The 20,740-nt window shown below is 40.7% G+C and carries 10 protein-coding genes and 1 tRNA gene; 3 read left to right on the top strand and 8 right to left on the bottom strand.

Annotated elements, in window-relative coordinates:
* Positions 1 to 6: 6 nt before the first annotated feature.
* From BLR53_RS16725 to BLR53_RS16715, 3 genes are all read right to left on the bottom strand, one after another.
* Entirely contained in the window at positions 7 to 1,269 is a 1,263-nt protein-coding gene (locus BLR53_RS16725; protein ID WP_037437688.1) for a right-handed parallel beta-helix repeat-containing protein, read from the bottom strand.
* Between the two features lie 22 nt (positions 1,270 to 1,291).
* Positions 1,292 to 4,048 (bottom strand): TonB-dependent receptor, encoded by a 2,757-nt coding sequence (locus BLR53_RS16720; protein ID WP_074591355.1) that lies wholly within the window; start codon positions 4,046 to 4,048, stop codon positions 1,292 to 1,294.
* A 261-nt stretch (positions 4,049 to 4,309) separates the two neighbouring features.
* On the bottom strand, positions 4,310 to 5,905 hold the full coding sequence (locus BLR53_RS16715) for a tetratricopeptide repeat protein (protein ID WP_074591352.1): 1,596 nt from the start codon (positions 5,903 to 5,905) through the stop codon (positions 4,310 to 4,312).
* 267 nt (positions 5,906 to 6,172) lie between these two features.
* Between BLR53_RS16715 and BLR53_RS16710 the strand changes: the two genes are divergently transcribed.
* On the top strand, positions 6,173 to 8,548 hold the full coding sequence (locus BLR53_RS16710; RefSeq protein WP_244889561.1) for a TonB-dependent receptor: 2,376 nt from the start codon (positions 6,173 to 6,175) through the stop codon (positions 8,546 to 8,548).
* An 84-nt stretch (positions 8,549 to 8,632) separates the two neighbouring features.
* Here the strand turns inward: BLR53_RS16710 and BLR53_RS16705 are convergent.
* A tRNA-Tyr gene (locus BLR53_RS16705) sits at positions 8,633 to 8,715 on the bottom strand.
* A 69-nt stretch (positions 8,716 to 8,784) separates the two neighbouring features.
* Positions 8,785 to 9,696, bottom strand: a complete 912-nt coding sequence (locus BLR53_RS16700; RefSeq protein ID WP_074591348.1) for a hypothetical protein — start codon at positions 9,694 to 9,696, stop codon at positions 8,785 to 8,787.
* Positions 9,697 to 10,020: 324 nt separating this feature from the next.
* On the opposite strand from BLR53_RS16700, the gene BLR53_RS16695 reads away from it, so the two are divergent.
* Together BLR53_RS16695 and BLR53_RS16690 are read left to right on the top strand one after the other, a co-directional pair.
* Positions 10,021 to 11,667 carry a fimbrillin family protein gene (locus tag BLR53_RS16695; RefSeq protein ID WP_074591345.1) on the top strand — a complete coding sequence of 549 codons (1,647 nt, stop codon included), beginning with the start codon at positions 10,021 to 10,023 and terminating at the stop codon, positions 11,665 to 11,667.
* A gap of 25 nt (positions 11,668 to 11,692) precedes the next feature.
* Entirely contained in the window at positions 11,693 to 13,132 is a 1,440-nt protein-coding gene (locus tag BLR53_RS16690; protein WP_074591342.1) for a fimbrillin family protein, read from the top strand.
* A 104-nt stretch (positions 13,133 to 13,236) separates the two neighbouring features.
* On the opposite strand, the gene BLR53_RS16685 is transcribed toward BLR53_RS16690, so the two are convergent.
* The 3 genes from BLR53_RS16685 to BLR53_RS16675 form a co-directional block, all read right to left on the bottom strand.
* A complete protein-coding gene (locus BLR53_RS16685) occupies positions 13,237 to 15,660 on the bottom strand; it encodes a glycoside hydrolase family 2 TIM barrel-domain containing protein (protein ID WP_074591340.1) in 2,424 nt (807 codons plus the stop codon).
* 73 nt (positions 15,661 to 15,733) lie between these two features.
* Positions 15,734 to 17,434: a RagB/SusD family nutrient uptake outer membrane protein gene (locus BLR53_RS16680; RefSeq protein WP_037437677.1), complete on the bottom strand. Its 1,701-nt coding sequence runs from the start codon at positions 17,432 to 17,434 to the stop codon at positions 15,734 to 15,736.
* An 11-nt stretch (positions 17,435 to 17,445) separates the two neighbouring features.
* Positions 17,446 to 20,571 carry a SusC/RagA family TonB-linked outer membrane protein gene (locus BLR53_RS16675; RefSeq protein WP_083332113.1) on the bottom strand — a complete coding sequence of 1,042 codons (3,126 nt, stop codon included), beginning with the start codon at positions 20,569 to 20,571 and terminating at the stop codon, positions 17,446 to 17,448.
* Between the last annotated feature and the right edge of the window lie 169 nt (positions 20,572 to 20,740).

Below are 20,740 nucleotides of genomic sequence, written 5' to 3'. Positions count from 1 at the left end.
AAAATATTAGTTGGCACCAAATGCACCAATGTAAGAAGCAGGTTCCGGTGTGGTATACACTACACCATTCAGGGTCAGACCGTCAGGAAAGTTGCGGCTGAAATCTTTGGTTCCGGCATTTAATGCTGCAGAACCAACTTTCAAATGAAAATCCCAGTTTTCATTAAATGTTGGATTATCAGTCGCTGTTGTAACTGGATAATTCACAAAAAGAGGATCGTTTTGTCCGGCCAGAGCACCGATAACATCATTTTTACCGGCAACTATATCTGAAGCTGGCTGAAACTGTGACACTATATCCTGTCTGTAACCGTAATAAAGCGAATTTTTAAAAATTGAACGTGCGTCTTCTGCGTCTTTGGTATTCCTTTTTATCCCAAAACGTGTATTCGCAAATAAGTTATTATATAACTCTACGTTTACACTGGTCTCCAGCCAGACAGAACCACCTTTTGCAGTAGGTCTTCTCCATCCTGTATTCACCATTGTATTGTTATAAGCGACAACATGGGCCTGTGGTGAACGACCGCCTGCATTAGATAACTTCAGCGCATTCGTATTGGTGGAGTAAAACAAGTTATAAGCAACATCTGCCAGAACACCAGACTTAATGTTGATACCCTCACCGCCAGTAAGACCAGTCGTATAAAATTTATTGTTGGCAAATATGATATGTCCACCTTCCAGATAAGTACAGTCATCATAAAAATGCCTGAATGTACTGTTGGTTACCACTAGCTTTCCTGTCGTATTCGAAAACCATATTGCTGGCGTGTTTTCACCACTCACTGCTTTGTACAGGCCTAATTTAACCGAAGTGGAAGCTTCAGTAGTGGTTGCACCACCGTATTCAATAATAGTGTTGTCCAATACCATTTCTGTACAGGTCTTTGCAGCCAGCAGGCCTCCCCATAGTTTTCCGAATTTATGAGCTTCATTACGGTAATTTTCTTCTACTGTAAATTTCACAGGATTGGCCGCGGTACCCAGTGCATAAAGATTGCCCTTCAGAATAATCTCCGGACTGGCCAGCGTATCCATAATTACAATTACACCTTCTTCAATAGTCAGTGTTTTGTTCTCCGGAACAATAATATCTCCGGTCACTCTGATCACACTGCCTTTAGTCCAAATTCCGTAAACCTCTCCCGAAACACCGCTGTTATCAGTCACTGAAGTTGAAGTATCTACATCCACGTTTGCTTTCTTGCAGGCATTCAGGAACACCACAGCCATCAGCAGAGAGAGGATAAATGATTTAGTTTTCATAGCTTTTTTGATTATGCTTTATTTATAATTTGTAACGTAAGCCCAGTAAATAGGTCTGCTCGTAATAGTCTTTGCGGATCAGGGTTTCATTCTTTCCGTCTTTCTGGTCAGGAAGTCCTGCATTTACAGCATTTACACCCTTAATAAATAAGGTCGTCGGCGTGTTCAATAGATTTCCGGCTTTTATAAAGACGCTTATTTTATTCTTGAATTTCTTTTCAACTGAAGCGTCCATCTGGATGAAACCTTTCTGCCACAAATCATTATCGACAAACTGGGAAACAGTATTAATTCTGTCACCGGTATAGGATCCGGCAAGCTGTGCATCCCAGCCGTTTTGAGTATCTTTATATAAGAGAGAAAGGTTCGCAATATGTGCTGCCTGGCCGTAAAGTGGTCTTGTTTGTTCTACAGAGATAGTTTCCAGATCTCCTGCACTGTTTCTGATTCGGCTGGTTTTGCTGGTTGTAATACGTGAATGCGTGTATGTGTAATTGGCTTTGAAACCAAATTTGCTGATGAACTTCACATAATCCAGTTCTAATCCATAGTTCTTAGCATTACCGAAATTGCCGGCACTGTAATAAAGGTCTCCGCGGGTATCTGCCTGAATCGTGTATTCAATAGGATCCTGAATGTTTTTATAGAATCCTCCAATTAAAAGCTGATCAGAGCTATTTGGAAAAAATTCATACCGCAGGTCGAAATTATCTGCTATAGCACGCTTCAGATCGGGGTTTCCACGTTCTGTGTATTCTTCGTAAACAACTTTCGAAGGTACGATCTCATAAAAACCAGGTCTGTTCAGCGAGCGGAAATAACTGGCTCTCAAGTTCTGTTGCGCTGTCAATCCATATTTCAGATTTAAACTTGGAAGTACATCTGTATAAACCTGGCTGCCTTTTGGTTTGCTTTCTCCTGCAGGGAACAACAGGTCATATCCCTGGTTGGTATGCTCGACTCTGACCCCTCCTACTACCTCTAGATCCTCTATTTTAACGTTGAACATCCCATAACCGGCTGTCGTTTTCTCCGAAGCATTGTAAGTAAGCGAATTGGCTACTGCACCTTTAGGATTCTGAATATCCCAGTTAATCTCAGTATAATTATTAAAATCAACACCATAAAGTGACTTAGGTGCAGATGGCTCAAATACGTAGTTGTTATAAAAGCTGCTTCTTTGTTTATCGCGGTACAAGCCACCGGCTGTAAAATCAACTTTCAGGCCTGCAATAGCTGCGGAGTAGGTAAGATCAAGGTATCCTGCTTTATCTTCATCTGTATTTCTTGACCACCGGCGCGTACTTTTGGAAGCCGTAGTTCTTTGATCTAGGAAATTAGTTCTGAGCCCGTTTAATGTAACTGAAGTTTCTTCCGGAACATCGTTTTTCGCTGAAGAATATACACCAGACCAGTTAATCTTTAGTTTTTCATTGAACAGTTTATGTTCCCCCTGTAAAGTGGTATTGTAAATCTGTTGTTCAGCTAATCGTGAGCGGGTTTGATAAGTGAGTTGTGCATTCCCGGCTCCGGGGTTATAGTCTGCATTGGAGAAATTGGTATTCAGCACATCTCTGGTCTGAATACTGGTTAGGTTAACATACGAGTTTACCAATGCCAGCTTATTATTTTTATTCAGCGTATAATCTATTTTGCCGTGCAACCCGTATCTTTTCTGCTGCTCACTGTACTGACGGTAATCCTGGGAAGTAATTCTGGAAACTGCATCTGTTCCAGCTACCGTAGAGTTATAAAAAGTACTGTTAGTCGCGGTATAATTATTCTGATAACTTCCTGCAATGATTACGCCCAGCCGATTATCCAGAAACCGCTGGCCTATCGACAATCCACCGACTACATTAGGAGCTGGCTGTTTAGCCTTATAATCTACTGCTCCATTGGAGAAATCACCCGATTTAGAATTATAGTTTTTCCCATTTATTTCATAAGGTGATTTAGCATTCAGCGCGCCAGCATCGAAAGACAGAAATTTACGGTCCAGCAACATCTGGTTGTATCCCCCTGCCAGATTAGCATTAATTTCCAGTTTAGCGGGTGCATCTTTCATAACCATATTGATAACTCCACCCACGGCGTCACCTTCCATATTTGGAGTTAGCGATTTATAAACCTCCAGACGTTGTAATAATTCTGTCGGGAACACATCCAGTGGTACATACCGGAATTTATCATCAGAACTTGCAATTTTAATCCCGTTAACCAGGGTATAATTATAGCGTTTGTCCATACCCCGCAGGATAGCATATTGTCCACCACCATTACTGCTTCGTTCAATAGATACACCAGAAACACGCTGAACTACATTCGCCACAGTCAGATCCGGGGAGATTTCCATTGCCCTGCCAGATACGACATTCGTAACCTGCATGGCTTTCTGCTCCAGTTTTCTGGCTGTGCGTTCTGAGGCCCCGTCATGTTTGGCACCAATAACCACTTCATTCAGGTCATTTCCATTGGCGTCACTCAGATAAATCTGGATCGAAGGATTGTCTTCATCAAGTACATTCAACTGCCTGGTAAAAGTTTGATAAGTTACATACGACACTTTTAAAACCGCGAGACCTGCCTTCACCTTCTTAAATTCAAATGACCCATCCAGACCGGTCATGGTAACTTTGTCTGTGTTTTCCAATCTGACAGAAGCACCAACTAGTGCCTCACCTGTTTTCTTGTCGTACACATGCCCCTTTATATTACTCGCTTTTGCGACAGTAATACTTAGAAAGAAGCATAAAATAATCTTAAAAATTGGTTTCATTTTGAATTGAGATTTTAAAGTCGTTTGCTGTTTTTACAACTATTCCTCAAATGTGCAGGGTGTTTATTGAAGCGTCAAATTATCACCGTATACAAAGCGTCAACAGCGTATACAAGGCTGTATACGAAGCGCATACAGCATAGACAACCAGCATGCAATAAACTGGAAAACAAATACTTACAAAAGACAAAAGCACCATTACCATTCAGTTAGCGTAACATTAACAAATTGTTAAGTAGTAGAATCCGGAAGATTCTAAGTCTATACAGCCTGTATAAATGTTGTCAGGTTATCACCTTCAGCTATGTTAAGTTTCTTTCGAAGTCTGTATCTGGCCATGCGTAAACTATCCTGCGATATTCCAAAGATGACAGCCATATCCCTGGCATTCATATTCATTTTAATTAGCGCAATCAGACGCATGTCATTAACCGTCAGATTTTCGCCCTTTGCTTTCAGTTTGTCAAAAAAGGACTGATGCAGCTGCTCAAACATTTCTGTGAAATCTTTCCATTGCTGATCCTGATTCATATGCTGCATGATCTGCTTAACTAATTGTTGCATCTGTTTCTTCTGATCTCTTTTCTCCTCTTTGATCATCTCTTCCATTGTATTACGCATACTTTCCAGGAACTGATTATGTTGAATTACCTGTAGCGTATGGGTAGTCAGCTCTTTCGTTTTTAACTCAAGCTGCGTTTGCTGGGCAAGAGAAAGCTGTTTATTTTTTTCCACCACGGCATTATTTTCTCTCAGCTTCAGCCGTTGCCTGGAAATCGTCAGCAATCCCATTACAATTAATAAAATCACAACTACCACAATAGAAACAGTAACTATAATATTCACTTTACGACCGTTTTCAAGCGCAGCAATCTCATCGTTCTTTTTGTCGGTATCGTATACAATATTCAGGAATGACATCTGCCTGTTGTTCTGCGTAGAATATATATTAAGCAGGTGCTTACGGCTAAGTTCCAGGTAATGAAAAGCACTGTCATTTTTGCCCATCAGATTGTATGCTTTGGCAATATCCCTGTAAGCTGAAGCTTGCTGATATTCATTTTTAGTATCCACAGCCATTATAAGTGCTTTTTGAGAATAACGCAGCCCTTGTTTATAATCCCCTGTCTTACGTAGAATATCACCAATGTTATTCATCACTTCAATGCTGGAAACCTGATTATTTACGGATTGATAAAGCTGAAGGGAATGATCAAAATAATATCTTGCAGAATCATAACGAACCAGATCTTCGAATATACTTCCCAGGTTTTCGTAGATCTTTGCCATACCAGCTTTATGATCCGCGTGCTGATACGCACTTAACGCAAGCTTTTGATAATAAAAAGCGCTATCGTAACGCTGCTCTTTTTCATATAAATGACCAATATTACCATAAGTTTCGCCCAAACCAACCCGGTTATTCAAGGTTTGATACAACTGAAGTGCTTTATCGTATTGTTTACGGGAGGATACTTTATCCAGATTCTGATAGTATAAATTACCCATATCATTAAAATTATGAGCAAGCAGATTCCGGTCTCCAACCTGCTCATATATTTTGTAGGCTTGCTGAAAATAATCTAATGACTGTGAAAAATGCCCTTGTGCACTCGATATCTCTCCCATTTGCTGGAGACAAATTCCTGAGCTCCTTTGATCATTACTGAGCTGAGCCTGCCCGTATAATTTCTTTAAGATCAAAAATGCCGAGTCAGGATACTGTTTACTCAAGGCTAGGGTGTATTTGAGTTTAATGGCAGGATCTTCGGCCGCGAAAGCGTTGCTATAGATCAGGGCAGACAGTAAAATTACGCACAGCAATCTGCTGATAGATTTGCAAGAATAGTATGACATGATGCAAAGGACGCCTTCCTATATGAACCATATGTTAAGTAAAGTGCTTTAAATGAAGATATCAATTAACATTAATTTAACCATAATCGCTCGCTTGAATCTGACGACTGGATTTACCCCTATTCAGTTTTGTCATAATTATGTCTTATTTAAAATGAATCTCAATAGTATTGTTACACACTCAAGTCTTATTGTAGTTTTGCAGTTTAAAATCATTCTAAACAACACATACACAAAATGCAAAACAAATACTTTAAATTTTATTTAATGACACTTATCCTGCTGTTCACGGGCGTGATTTCCTTTGCACAATCGAAAACGGGAATTATAAAGGGAACAGTAGTTACCAGCGACGGCGGAGCTGTAGAATCCGCAGAGGTGAGTATTCGCGGAGTAGCTAATGCAACGACAGACAGAAATGGAAACTTTACGCTAAAGAATATTCCAGCAGGAGATTATATGATCACTGCAAAACTAGTAGGCTTAAAAGCCGATACAAAATCGGTTTTTGTGACGGCCGGTGAAACTTCGACCGTTCAACTTGGTTTACAAGCGTCAAACGAGCAGCTGAAAGAAGTGATTGTCAGCGGAGGTAAAAAGAACAAATTTGCAGTTAAAGAAAGTGAATTTGTGGCTAAAATGCCTTTAAAAAACCTGGAAAACCCGCAGGTCTATTCCGTGGTATCTAAAGAACTCCTGAAAGAACAGGTAATCACTAATTTCGATGATGCTTTAAAGAATGCACCGGGGGTAGATAAATTGTGGTCATCAACGGGTCGCGGTGGTGACGGAGCTGGTTATTTCTCTTTAAGAGGCTTTGCAGTACAACCGACATTGGTTAACGGTTTACCAGGTTTAACCAATGGAAGTCTTGACGTTTCCAATATAGAACGCATTGAAGTAATCAAAGGGCCTTCCGGAACTTTATTTGGCAGCAGCCTGATCTCTTATGGTGGTTTGATCAACACTGTAACCAAACAACCTTTTGACGCAGTGTCAACCGACGTAAATTATGTAGCCGGAAGTTACGGATTAAACAGACTGAGCGTTGATGTGAATACGCCGCTGGATGCAGAACATAAAGTACTGTTCCGTGTTAACGCTGCGTATCAGGAAGAAAATAGTTTTCAGGATGCAGGATTCAGGAAGTCGACATTTATTGCACCATCCCTGTCTTATAAAGTTAATGACAGACTTTCATTCCTATTAAATGCACAATTCCTGCGTGCTGAAGGAACAAATCCTACGATGCTGTTCTTCAATAGAAGTGCACCATTGATCTACAATAATGTTGCTCAGCTCGGTTATAACCCTAAAAACTCTTTTACGAGCAATGACTTGAGCATCAAAACACCGGTAACATCAGTTCAGGCACAGATGAATTACAAGATCAGTGACCAGTGGAATTCGCAGACCGTTGTGTCAAGAGGTTCTGCAAAATCAGATGGTTATTATTCTTATTTGTTCGAAGGGACCAAAAAGACCGGCGATAAAACAACCAGCAATGGCATATTTGATCGCTGGATAAGCGACCAAAACACCAATACAGAAACTACTGACATTCAACAAAATTTCACCGGCGATTTCCACATTGGAAGTATCCGTAACCGCATTGTAGCTGGTTTAGATTATTTTAACAGAACTTCAATCAGTAACAGCTCGAATTATGCGCCACTTGGTGCAGTTAAGCCTAATGGTGAAGATTCGGGTGTCTTAACACGTCAAAGTGCAGATGAAGCTATTGCCGCAGCAGGTTATGGTGGCAACAGCAGAACGACACAGGAAGTGTACAGCGCTTATGTTTCAAACGTAGTGAACTTCACTTCTCAGTTTTCCGGTATGGTGAGTGTACGTGTTGATCGTTTTCAAAATGGCGGTTTAAGCACAGCAGCGGCAGATAAGTACGGTCAAACCGCATGGTCTCCAAAATTCGGTTTAGTTTACCAAATCCTGCAGGATAAATTGTCTGTATTCGGAAATTACATGAATGGTTTTAGTAACGTTGCTCCTGTAAATGCAGAAATTAATGGCGTCCCTACAGTAACTACCTTTAAACCTGAACATGCAAATCAAATCGAAGGAGGAATTAAAACAGACATCTTCGATGGAAAATTATCTGGTTCATTAAGCTACTACGATATTAAAGTTTCCAATATTGTATTAAGTACCGGTATGAATCAATATTCGCAAGGTGGCGAACAATATAGCAAAGGTGTTGAGGCTGAATTTACCGCCAACCCATTCCCGGGGTTAAACATAACTGCAGGATACACTAAAAACAAAAGTAAATTAACAAATGCAAGCGTTGCAACAGAAGGCAGAAGACCTACTAGCGCGGGTCCTGAGGACCTGGTAAACGGATGGATTAGTTATAAAATACTTAACGGAGCTGCAAAAGGTCTCGGATTTGGCTTTGGAGGAAATTACGCCAGCAAAAACCTGATCGTGAATGACGCAACAGTGGGTGTGTTTACTGTCCCTTCTTATACAATATTAAACGCATCGGCATCATATGGCACAGGCAATTTCACTTTCTCGTTAAAAGTTGACAACCTGACGAACAAAGAATACTTTAAAGGATGGAGTACACTGGAACCAATGAGACCACGTACAGTGTCGGGTGGTATCGGATACCATTTTTAGTATAAGCATCCCTGTGGTTAAACCCCCGGGTTATCAAAAAAGAAAAGCCTTTCAGTTATTTACTGAAAGGCTTTTTTATTAAAGTGGGGGGAGAAGGATTCGAACCTTCGAAGTCTTGCGACAACAGAGTTACAGTCTGTCCCATTTGGCCACTCTGGTATCCCCCCTAACGCTGGGCGAATATAGGTAATATCCCTTAAAATGCAAATAAAGCAGGTTTTTTATTGTAACCAGAATCAGTAACTGGATTCGACAGTATCAGTTACATCATCTTCCAGCTTCTGCTGCGTCTCTTTTAATTCATTGATTTCCTGATCACTATATTGATAGTGTTGCCTAAAACTCTTATAATCCGAATCGTAAATAATAGCATATTTATTTTCTTTGTCCTTGATAATAATTCCATCTAAAGGCGCGCTTTCCAGGTTATAATCATTCATAAAAACACGCGATCCCTTTTTAAGAGATTTAATGATAAACAATCCGGATAGATCTGTCGTGAAAATTACATGACACTCCTGGCTTTTATCTACATGAAATATCACAAGTCTACTACCTGTTTTATCTTTATTTTCCAATAGCACGGCCATGTCCTGTCCATTGTCTCCGGTGAAATCACCGTAAGCCATAACCTTCGCTGCCCTGTCCGCAATGGCTGTAAACTGGTACTCCTTGGTACGCTGAAAATCATGCTCATGAAAATAAGCCGCAATACAAGTTTTAATCTTTCCCGGGATCTCATTATAAACTGATAATGGAAAAATCTGGTAATACATCAGTCTTCCAGATCCATGTGCATTCACCATACTTTCCGGTAAATAATTACCGATAATCTCCTCGGCGTAAATATTATCTTTTCCATCGTAACCTTTCAATTTTCTAAGATCCCCCAGGTCGTCATGGGAGGCCCATTCATTCACCGCGACCAAAACCACAGACTTTGCAGGAAGTATCTTATACTTCTTTACAGGCTGATCACTTTTTCCGGTGAAATCCATTTCATAAAGCTGAATCGCTTTAGGAACAACCAACCTTTTATACTCAGTTTCATTGGGAACCCGGGAGGTATAATAACGATAGACACGGTAACCTCCCAGCGACAACGCAAGCATTGCAAATACAAATACAGTCAAAACTTTCTTAGACATATTTTTTTGAAAAACTCAATTTACTTATAAAGTAATAAGCAAAACCGGAAGGTTGATATTCACTACGTCCTGACTATTATACGCCTCCCTCTGTTAATTATCTGGACACTGCATAGCTTTAAAACCTACCCGTCAAACCGCAAGACCTTCCAAAACTTAACGTAAGCTTTTCAAATCGTTAACAAATCCTTACGCCGCAGAACGTTCCTTTGTAACCGGATTTCACATTTAAATGCGCCCATTATAAAAATGAACTGCTCGTCATTCAAGCACAAATTATGCAAGTCGGCGCCTGCAAAGTAAAACCGAAATAAATTACAAAATATGAAAATTAAAAATCTACACTTAACTACTATTTTCTTGCTTGTACTGTTTGGTACCGCATGCCGGAAGGATAGAGCTCCTGAAATTATCCCCGGCAGCGGTACAGCAGTAAAATTCTCTTCATCGATTAATGGAGAAATAAAAACGAAAGCTGTTGACAACAGCTGGAACACAAATGATAACATTGGTGTATTCATGAAAACAGGAAGTGGACTGCTTAATGTTCTTTCTGTCAATAAAATGTATTCGACCCCGGGCGACGGCGAATTTACGCCTGTCTCCCCAGATCAGACAATTTATTACCCTGAAGACGGCAGTACAGTGGATTTTATCGCCTACTACCCTTACATGCAGGCTTTAACTTCTACTAAATATCCCGTTGATGTAACTAATCAAACTATACAAAGTGCCATAGATTTATTATATGCAGACAATGCTGTAAACCTGAGTAAGGTTAAACCTGGTGCAAGCCTTATTTTTTCACATCAGCTTTCTAAAGTTGAATTTACGGTAAAAAACGGCACAGGTGTTTCTAATCTTAATGGATTAAGTGCGAGTCTGACTGACCAGAAAACTACTGCTGAATTTGATTTAGCTACCGGAAGTTTAACATCGCAGGATCAGACTGCCGATATTCAGTCAAGGACAAGTGTCAGAAATGGATTGACGATTGCAGAAGCTATCCTGATCCCATCTCCGGCTGTGTCGGCAACCAAAGTTGTGTTCAACGTTGGTGGAAAAAACTTCACCTGGAAAATCCCTGCAGATACAAAATTCGAAAAGGGTAAAAAATACACGTATGAAATTGTATTAAACAGCGATGGTAACGGAAATACCGGTACAGCTGTATCCTTAAAAGCGTCGATTACCAATTGGACAGACATTCCTTCGGGCACATTCATACTGGATCAGGAAACGGTAACTACGCCGCCCGCCACATCAGGTTATCTGGAAACTCCGGTAATCAGTACCGACGAAAACACGGTTTATATAGCTCATGGATTCCCGGGCCGTCCAAATGTCAGAAACTACGCTATGTTATATGATAAGAAATATAAAATGGCATACTGGGTGGCTTATCCTATGCATTCTTCCTACATAGGCAGTTCCGGCCGTAGTGATGCCTGGGCTTTTGACCCGCTGATTAACCAGGATTCACAGGTGAATTTAAGCAGTTCTTTTGGTAATGGGTATGACCGTGGTCACCAGATTCCAAGCGGGGACCGTACAGCGACAAGAGACCTCAATGCAACAACATTCTACTACAGCAATATGACCGCTCAGATATCTTCCATGAACCAGGGAATCTGGAACAACCTGGAACAACAGGTAAGAACATGGACGGCGCAAAGCGACACATTATACGTAGTGACGGGAGCAGCAATCAAAACAAAAACGGATGAAACGGTAACGTATGCCAAAGGGTCTGCAATACCTAAATATTATTATAAAGCACTGGCGATGAAAAAAGGGAATACTTATTATACAATCGCTTTCAAGATTAATAATCAAATTATTCCTTCTTCAACCTCTTATAATAGCTACAGAATGAATGTAAGTGACCTGGAGAAAGAAACTGGGTATACTTTCTTTCCGAAAATCCCGAATGACGCTAAAGCAACTATTGATAATACTATCTGGAAATAAACCTAACGAGCTTACATAACGCTAAATGAAAAATCAAAACATTCTACTGGCTACGGCTATGGCGCTGTTCATCATGAGCAGCTCCTGCAAAAAAGACGATACAACAACACCTCCTGAGCTAACACCTGGTGCTAAGGCAATATCTTTCTCCTCGAGTATTAATAACCTGGTTAAAACCACAGCATTGAACGATGCCTGGGCAGCTAACGATGAAATCGGGGTTTTCATGAAAACCGGAACCGGGTTAACTGATATATTGGCTGCAAATAAAGCATACAAGACTAATGGTGATGGCGATTTCAATCCTTCAGCGAAAAATCAAACTATATACTTTCCGGAAGATGGAAAAACGGTTGACTTTATTGCTTACTACCCACTAAAATCTACGCTTAACGGTAATGTATATCCAGTAGATATCAGTAATCAAAACAACCAGGCAGCGATTGATCTTTTATACTCAAATAATGCTAACGGATTAAGCAAAACCAACTCAAATGCAAACCTTGTCTTTTCTCACCAATTATCGAAAATAGAATTCAACGTAAAAACAGGGGAAGGCGTTACTGATTTAAGTGGTCTGGCAGTTACCATCGCCGGCTTAAATACCAAAGCAAATTTTGATTTAGCGACAGGTTCATTGGGTGACGCCTCAGAAACTGCCGACTTATCTGCAAAGATCGAAAGCATAAATTCAGTGGTGACTGCAGAAGCGATCCTGTTACCCTCATCTGAAGCGGCTGCTACGCAAATCACTTTCACTTTACCAGGTGGTAAATTTAAATTGAGCCTGCCTGCAAATACGAAGTTCGAACAAGGTAAAAAATACATTTACGATATAGAACTCAGAAATGGTCCTTCAAGAACACCAGTAGCGTTATCATTAAGAGCAACTATTAACAACTGGACAGAAGTACCCTCTGGTTCTCACGAAGTTAATCAGGATAAAGACGAAACCAATCCACCAACAGGTGTAGAGGAAGTGCTTTTCACTGAAACCTTTGGAACAGGTGCCGCAGCAAATAAGCCAAAAGTCGGTTCTTATACGGGCTGGTCAAATTCATCATTTATCTTCAGCGATAGCTATGGTACTACAGACTTGAGAACTATTAGTGCTTACCCTGACAATATCCACGCCTGGTTACCAGCGACTAAAGATGCTTCTTTGAAAATAGAAGGGATTAAAACATCCGGATATACAAAACTTAAGCTCAAATATGACCTTGCTCCAAATGCGAATTCAGCAAGCTCTGTATCAGATTTCAACGTAATTTCTGTTAAAGTAAACGGTGTACAAATCACAGTTCCAAGTCGTCCGGTGAGCAATGCAGACAACAATAAATTCTCTACTATAGAATTAACTGATATCTCAGCACTCGAAAATAACACAGTCGAATTTTTCGGCTCTGCTTCAGCAAATACACTAGGCATGCGCCTGGATAATGTGGTCATTATCGGTGTAAAATAAACGCAGCATTATATTGTCTGCCAATGGCAGCTTAAAACAAAAAACCTGCCTGGAGACATCAATGTCTCTGGGCAGGTTTTTTATTTTAAGCTAATCAATGAAATTTACTCCGACTTATAGGTAATTGTTTTAGATGTCAGTCCCGGAGAACTAAAGGTTACTTTTATTGTTCCTGCCTTTCCTTCAGATTGGATATAAGCCAATAGTTTTCCTCTATATACTTTTCTGCGATTTGACTGGTAACTTTCATGACTGGCGAGATCTCCGCTTTCCAGACCTAAAAGCTTAGCCGGACCTTCAATCGTAACCTCAACAGTTTGATCTGCATTAAAAACGCTGTTTCCGTCTTTATCTTTTAAAAGTAACTCGACCATCGAGACTCCTTTTGCTTTTTTATCGAAAGTTGTCCGATCTGTATTAGCCGTTATTTGAGTAGCATCAGTACTGGTAATCAAACTATAAGATGCGACCTCTTTTCCGTCTCGGTAGCCTTTAATCACCAGCGTACCCGGCTGATAGGCTACATCCCAATAAAGAGTAGGCTCCAGCTTCCCGGCCTTTTTTCTGCCCAGAGACTTCCCGTTCAGAAAAAGCTCAGCTTCTTCCGTGTTGGTGATCCCCTGAATCTTCAATTGAGCTCCTGCCTCCCAGTTCCAGGAAGGAACAGAACTCCATAGAAACTTCATATCCTCGTCAGCATCATTTTTCGAAGCCATGATATAAGCCATCGGTTTTTCTGTCCAAAGTGACTGTCTCAGGTAAAAATCATTTTTTGGGAAGCCTGCCATATCATATAAACCTGCACCGCTACTTCTCATCGGCCATTTTCTCGCTTCACCAACAAAATCGAACCCTGTCCATAAGAACTGGCCAAATATGTACTTGTTACTGTCAACAGCTAACCACTCATTTTTTCCTTTACCATTCTCACTACCATAGATAATTCTTTTAGGATATTTTTTATGATCCTCTGCATAGCGGTATTCCTGATAGTTATACCCTACCAGATCTAGTAGTCCAGGATAATCTGTAAAATTAGACATCACTACACCAGCTAACGCAGCAGTTACAGGACGCGTTGTATCATTCCTTTTGACTATATCGACCAGTTTCCTTGCAATATCTCCCATCTCACTGGCAGGTGGACTAGTCGGAGAATAACCTCTTCCATAAATCTGAGGATTACGACCACTGCTGAGTATTTCATGAGAGTAAGGATCATTTGGATAGTCGATCTCATTACCTATACTCCACATAACAATAGAGGGATGGTTACGGCTCCGCAAGATCATATCTTCCAGATCACGCTCTGCCCATTCTGCGAAATATTCATGGTAACCATCTTTTCCCGGCGTGCCTTCATTCCAACCTTTGATCCATTTATTTTTTCCCAGTGCCCATTCATCGAATGCTTCATCCATAACCAGAAATCCCATTTCATCACACAGATCATATAAATAGTCCTGGTGCGGATAGTGGCTCATTCTGATTGCATTACACCCTACGTCTTTTAATTGCTGTAATCTCCTTCTCCATACTTCAACAGGTACCGCAGCACCTAATGCGCCTGCATCATGATGTACGCAGACACCTTTCATTTTCATATTCTGGCCATTCAGGAAGAAACCTTCGTTAGCATCAAAACGGATATCTCTCAAACCAACTCTTTCTGTCTGCTGATCTACTTTCTTTCCATCGATAAAAATAGAGACATTCAAGTCATATAATGCCGGTTTGTCTACTGACCACAACTGCGGGGAGTTAAGCACAAAATCCATAGCTGTTTCTCCTTTTGCTACAGCACCCAGATTCAGTTGCTTTTCCGCCGTCGCAGCAACCTTTCCCTGAGGGTCTTTCAGCGTACTTTTTACGGTGACCACAGCAGCTTTAGCATTTGAATTTTCTACCTTTACGACCACATTCGCCAATGTCTTGTTAGTTCTAACTTCCGGAGTGGTAAACGTCAGTCCCCAAGTCGGGATATAAACCGGATTTTTCTTAATCAAGTAGACATTACGGTAAATCCCAGAACCAGGGTACCAGCGTGAATCTGCAAATTTGGTATGGTCTACTTTGACAGCGATCACATTACTTCCATTCTTACTCAGGTATTTACTAAGTTCATATTGAAAGGATACATAACCATTAGGTCTTTTTCCCAGGTAATGTCCGTTAATCCAGACTTCACTATTTTTATAAACCCCGTCAAAATAAATAAACGTTTTAGCAGAAATTTCTTCAGGTTTTAATTTAAATGTTTTACGATACCAGGCAATACCCCCTGGAAGATATCCTGTGCTGCTCGCCCATTCCTGGCTAAACGGCCCTTCAATACTCCAGTCATGGGGCAATTCCAGACTACGCCATTTTTGATCATTCAGATTGACCTTTTCAGCCTGCGGTAGGTCTCCTTTATGAAATTTCCAGCCCGTATTAAACAGTATGCGCTCACTGGCATCCTGTGCATTCAATAAAGCTGGACAAAGGAAACAAAGTAACGTGAATAATAAATAGTATTTTCTTCTCATAATGCAGCAATGGTTCTTGTGAATTTTAATTAGAAAACAGCTTCAGAAAGGATCTTTCTGAAGCTGTTTGGTATTAATAACCTGGATTTTGTTCCAGTTGATTATTTGATGTTAAGATTTCAGAACGTGGAATAGGGAGCCAATAATGCTTGGTTTCAAACCTTCTGCCATCCAGTGCTACTTTTGGAGTGTAAGTAAAAGTGCCATTTGAATTTTTAGTGATGATAATTCCTTTTGCGGGTTCATTTTCTGTTACCGCAGCAATCTGCCATCTTCTCACATCATAAAAACGGTGCTCTTCATAGGCGAGTTCCACCTGTCTTTCATTTCTGATTGCCAGACGCATATCTGTTTGATTAATACCTGCAGGAAGTGCTGGCATATTTACACCCTGCCTCGCCCGGATCATATTAATTGCCTGTACAGCAGATATAGAAGAACCTGGAGCTACGGCTTGCGGGCCATAAGCTTCATTGCTGGCTTCAGCAAAATTTAATAAAACTTCTGCATAACGAATATAGATCCAAGGCTGAAAACCGGCATTTCCCCATGGATTTTGCAGTGGGTAAGCATCATTCATATACTTCTTCAGATAATACCCTGTTTTACTTGTATTCCAGTTATCCTGCCCATCTCTGCTGTCTTTACCTCCAGGTATAAAAGTTTCCACATTACGACCTCTGTAAGGAGCGCCGTTATAAAGGATTGTCGCGGCAAAACGCGGATCACGATTCGCGTAAGGATTTGCCGGATTATATAATGGGTTCGACGTATTTGCAGGCAAACCATTCGTAAGCTGATAAGCATCGACCATATTCTGCATAGGTGTATTACCTGCCCAACCTCCATAACCATTTGGACCATTGGCAATTTCCATGTGCACATGATTCGCATTTCTGGTATACAAACGCTGAAAAATAGCTTCATCACTTTCGTTGATCAGGAACATATTGCCATATCCACCCTGATAAAGCGCATATTTGTTTAAGCTCATTACTTGTTGCGATGCAGTAACAGCATCAGCCCAGGTCCCTGCGTTATACAAAGGGCTGGCAGCGTATAAAAGTAAACGTCCTCTTAAAGCCAGGGCAGCTCCTTTTGTTGCTCTGCCCGACACCCAGTTACCGCCATTATCTTGAGGAAGTTTTTCTGCCGCCTCTGCAAACTGCGCAGCCGCATAGTCAATCCCCTCTTTGATGGTTTCCCGTTTAAATAATGAAGGATCCTGAAGGTTGTCATTCAAACCTAGCACGCGGTCTCCCATTAAAACCACTCTACCGTAGTTTCTAATCAGATCCAGGTAGCGGAAAGCTCTGATAAATTTAATCTCTCCTTCCAGCATACGCTTGTGGCCAGCACTCATATCAATCTTAGCCAGCACACTTAAGGCATAATTGCATTCCCGGATACTTCTGTAACTTCTACCCCAGAGAACACCCAGTGCACCCAGGTTCTCCGGAGCTAATTGCCCGCGCTGAACCATCCAGGTATTGTCATCATTATTGTATAATGACTCATCCGTAAAGGAACTCGCCATACTGTACTCAAAACCTCGTCCAAATCCAGGATTTGTGCCGTCAGCTTCTTTATCCTGCAATCTTGTTCCAATGTATCCATTAGTAACAAAGGCCTCAAAAACAGCAGAATCTGTTTCTAGTGTATTGGTTGGGATTCTATCCGTTGCCGTAGTTTCCAGAAAATCTTTTTTACATGAACCCAGCGTAAATAGACTGCCGATCACGATAAAAACAGGTAATTTATAATTGTATTTCATCTTGGTTCTTATTAAAATTTCACGTTAGCGCCTAAATTGATGATCCTTTGCTGCGGATAAAATTGACCGCTTTCATTATTTCCTTCAGGATCGTAGTCTTTTACCTTACTAATTGTAAAGAGGTTAAATCCGCTGGCGAATACTCTTACACCAGAAACCTTCAATTTAGATAAGAAATCTGCTTTTAAGTTGTAAGCAAGTTCTACATTCTTTAACCTTAGGAAAGCTGCATTATTTAACCAGAAGTCATTTCTGTAGGCACCACCACTAATTGCGTTCGAAGCTCTTTCTGTTACCCTTGGAAAAGTTCCGTTAGGGTTAGTAGGACTAAATCTGTTATCTGCCCAGCTGCTGTAGAAATTACCTACACTACCTGCTTCAGGTAATACATATTGACTCACTTGTGCCTGACCGGCGAACAAAACTGACAGATCGAAATTTTTATAGGAAACGTTAAAATTGAAACCGTAAGTGATCTGCGGAACATTACCATATTTAGTTCTTGTCTGATCGTCGGCATTAATTACTCCGTCGCCATTAAAGTCCTGATACTGTAAGTCCCCAACCTTTGCGCCGTTGATATGTGGATAAGCATCCAGCTCTGCCTGTGTACGGAAAATGCCAATGCTGTTATAGAGTAAATAACTGTTTAATGGTCTTCCGGTTTGTCTTTGATAATCGAGCGTACCTGCTGCTTCATCAATAAAAATGATCTTGCTTTTTGCATAGGTAAAATTACCGGAAACTCCCCATCTCCATTCACTTCCAGTATGATTATAACCTAAAGTAGCCTCGAAACCTTTACTGTTTACTTTTCCAATATTCTCAGAAGGCACCAACGGCTTAAGATTATTCGGATCTGGCTCGAAAGGATTCACAATACCCGATGAACCTGGAAGCGAAGCATTTCTTGTTGTTAAAATATCTGAACGCTTCTGCTCAAAATAGATCGCTTCTAAAGTGAAGTTTTTCAGGAAAACAGCGTTAATACCGATATCCAGTTTCTTGGCTACTTCCCAGGTAATATTTGGATTGGCTAATTTAGATAGAGCCACACCTGGCTGAATAGTAGGCACACCACCTGGAGTCAGCGCTACAAAACCATTGTTAACCAAGGTGTAGTTGTCATAAAACTGAAATCCATTTACGTTATCATTACCTAATGAACCATAGGAACCTCTAATCTTCAACTCATCAAAGAAGTTGATATTGTTTTTAAACCATTCTTCTTTGTTAATTCTCCAGCCTGCAGAAACTGAAGGGAAAGACCCGTACTGATTACCTTTTGCAAAGATCGAAGAACCGTCTCTTCTTAATTGTCCTTCGAAAAGATATTTATCGTCAAAGGTATAAGCTAACCTGCTGATAATACTTCTACGGGTATAATTTGAACTATAACCCGAGTTCAGGAAGTCAATAGCCGCTGTTCCACCTTGCGAAAGTTCCGGCAGTTGCGTAGACAGATAGTTGAAACGCTGCGCATCAAAATACTCCAGGTTATTTTTACTTTGCTCATAACCAACAAAGGCATTGATATCATGACGACCAAAACGACGGGCATAATTCAATTTAACGTTGGAAGTTAATAAAGACTCACGACGCTGCGATTCTGTTAAAGTAGCTTTTTGATTATTTCCCCCTACAATATTACTGTTGTATAAACCAGTTGAAGGCACGTAGTTATAAAGCACATAAGGTTTATTAAAGCTTTTGCTGAAGGCATTCGATTTGTCTGCTGAGAAGAAACCATCTACTGAAAGTCCTTCTACACCAGGAATCTGATAACTACCTCTTAAAATTGCATTCAGTACCTGATTCGGATTGTTGGTGCTCCCCCCTAGGTCAGTAACCTGAACGGCCGGATTTTCATTTTCAATTCCAGTTGTAGGCAAGCCATTTGGATAGAATGCGGCAATGGTAGGTTTCGAACGATATAAAGAGCGGAAAATATTACCACCACCAGTAATTGGGAATTTACGATCCTCCTCCCTACCGGAAAGGGATAAACCAACCTTTAAACGTTTACTTATGTTTGCTTCCAGATTAGTTCTGAAGTTATACTGATTGTATTTTGTCGCGCCATTTTTATACAACCCTTGTTGGCTGATCGTTCCTAATGACATATAATATTTAACGTCTTCAGTTCCACCGTTTACAGAAAGGCTGTGTTGTGTCTGTCCTGCAACTTTATTCAGAACTGTTTTTGTCCAGTCTGTATTTGGATAGAGCAAAGGATCTGAACCGTTCCGGAATAACTCTATCTGTTCCGGTGTAAAAGACTGATTTAGTCCACCATTAGGATTAGAGTCAAAATTAATCTCATTCATGATCTGCGCATAAGTAGCGGCATCTGCCATCTTTGGCAATCGCGTTGGTGTGCTGAAACCCTGGTTAAAACTATAACTGACAACAGGTTTTCCGGTTTTACCTTTTTTGGTCGTTACCAGAATTACACCGTTAGCAGCACGGTTACCATAAATAGCTGCAGACGCATCTTTTAATACAGAGACACTTTCAATATCATTCGGATCCAGACGTTCCAAACCTCCTATTTGTCCTGGAATTCCATCTACCACAACAAGAACGTTGTTGCTACCTGTAGTGGCCAGTCCACGGATAGTAATGTTAGAGCCGTCATAACCTGGCTCTCCACCACGGTTGCTAATCACTACACCAGAAAATCTTCCGGCAAGTGCATTGGAAAGATTGGGCTGCGGACTTTTCACGAGATCCTCCCCTTTTACCTGGGAAATAGATCCGGTTACAGTCTCTTTCTTTTGCGTACCATAACCAACCACCATAACTTCATTTAAAGCACGGTCGTCACTTTGCAGCACAACGTTGATGGTCGTTTTACCTTGAGCAGAAACTTCCTGCACGGCAAATCCTACAGATGTGAACTGAAGAATGGCATTGTTGTCAGAAATACTAAGCTGATAATTACCATTGGCATCAGTGCTGGTGCCTGATGCGGCATTTTTAACCCTCACACTGATTCCAGGTAAAGGTTGATTATTACTGTCTGTTACCTTTCCGCGCAGCACTTGCTGTGCGAAGGCAGTAGAAGTCAGGATAAGGAGAATGCATATTCCCGTCATCAGTTGAATACTCTTTTTAAGAGAATATTTTAAATACATGATCGTAATTTTTGAGTGGACACTTAGAGAATTAATAATGGGATTTAAGCCCACGGATCAGGTGTCCCCTGACAGGTTGTTTTGTAGATTTCGTTTCATACTATATTTGGTTTGTGTTAAGTGCTCGTAAGGCTGCTGTTAAGTAGCGCCATGAACGAAGCTAAATTCG

It is taken from the genome of Pedobacter antarcticus (genome assembly GCF_900103515.1).
Taxonomy (GTDB): domain Bacteria; phylum Bacteroidota; class Bacteroidia; order Sphingobacteriales; family Sphingobacteriaceae; genus Pedobacter; species Pedobacter antarcticus.
Note: the sequence above shows the minus strand (reverse complement) of the source record. Positions and strands in the feature narration are given on the sequence as shown.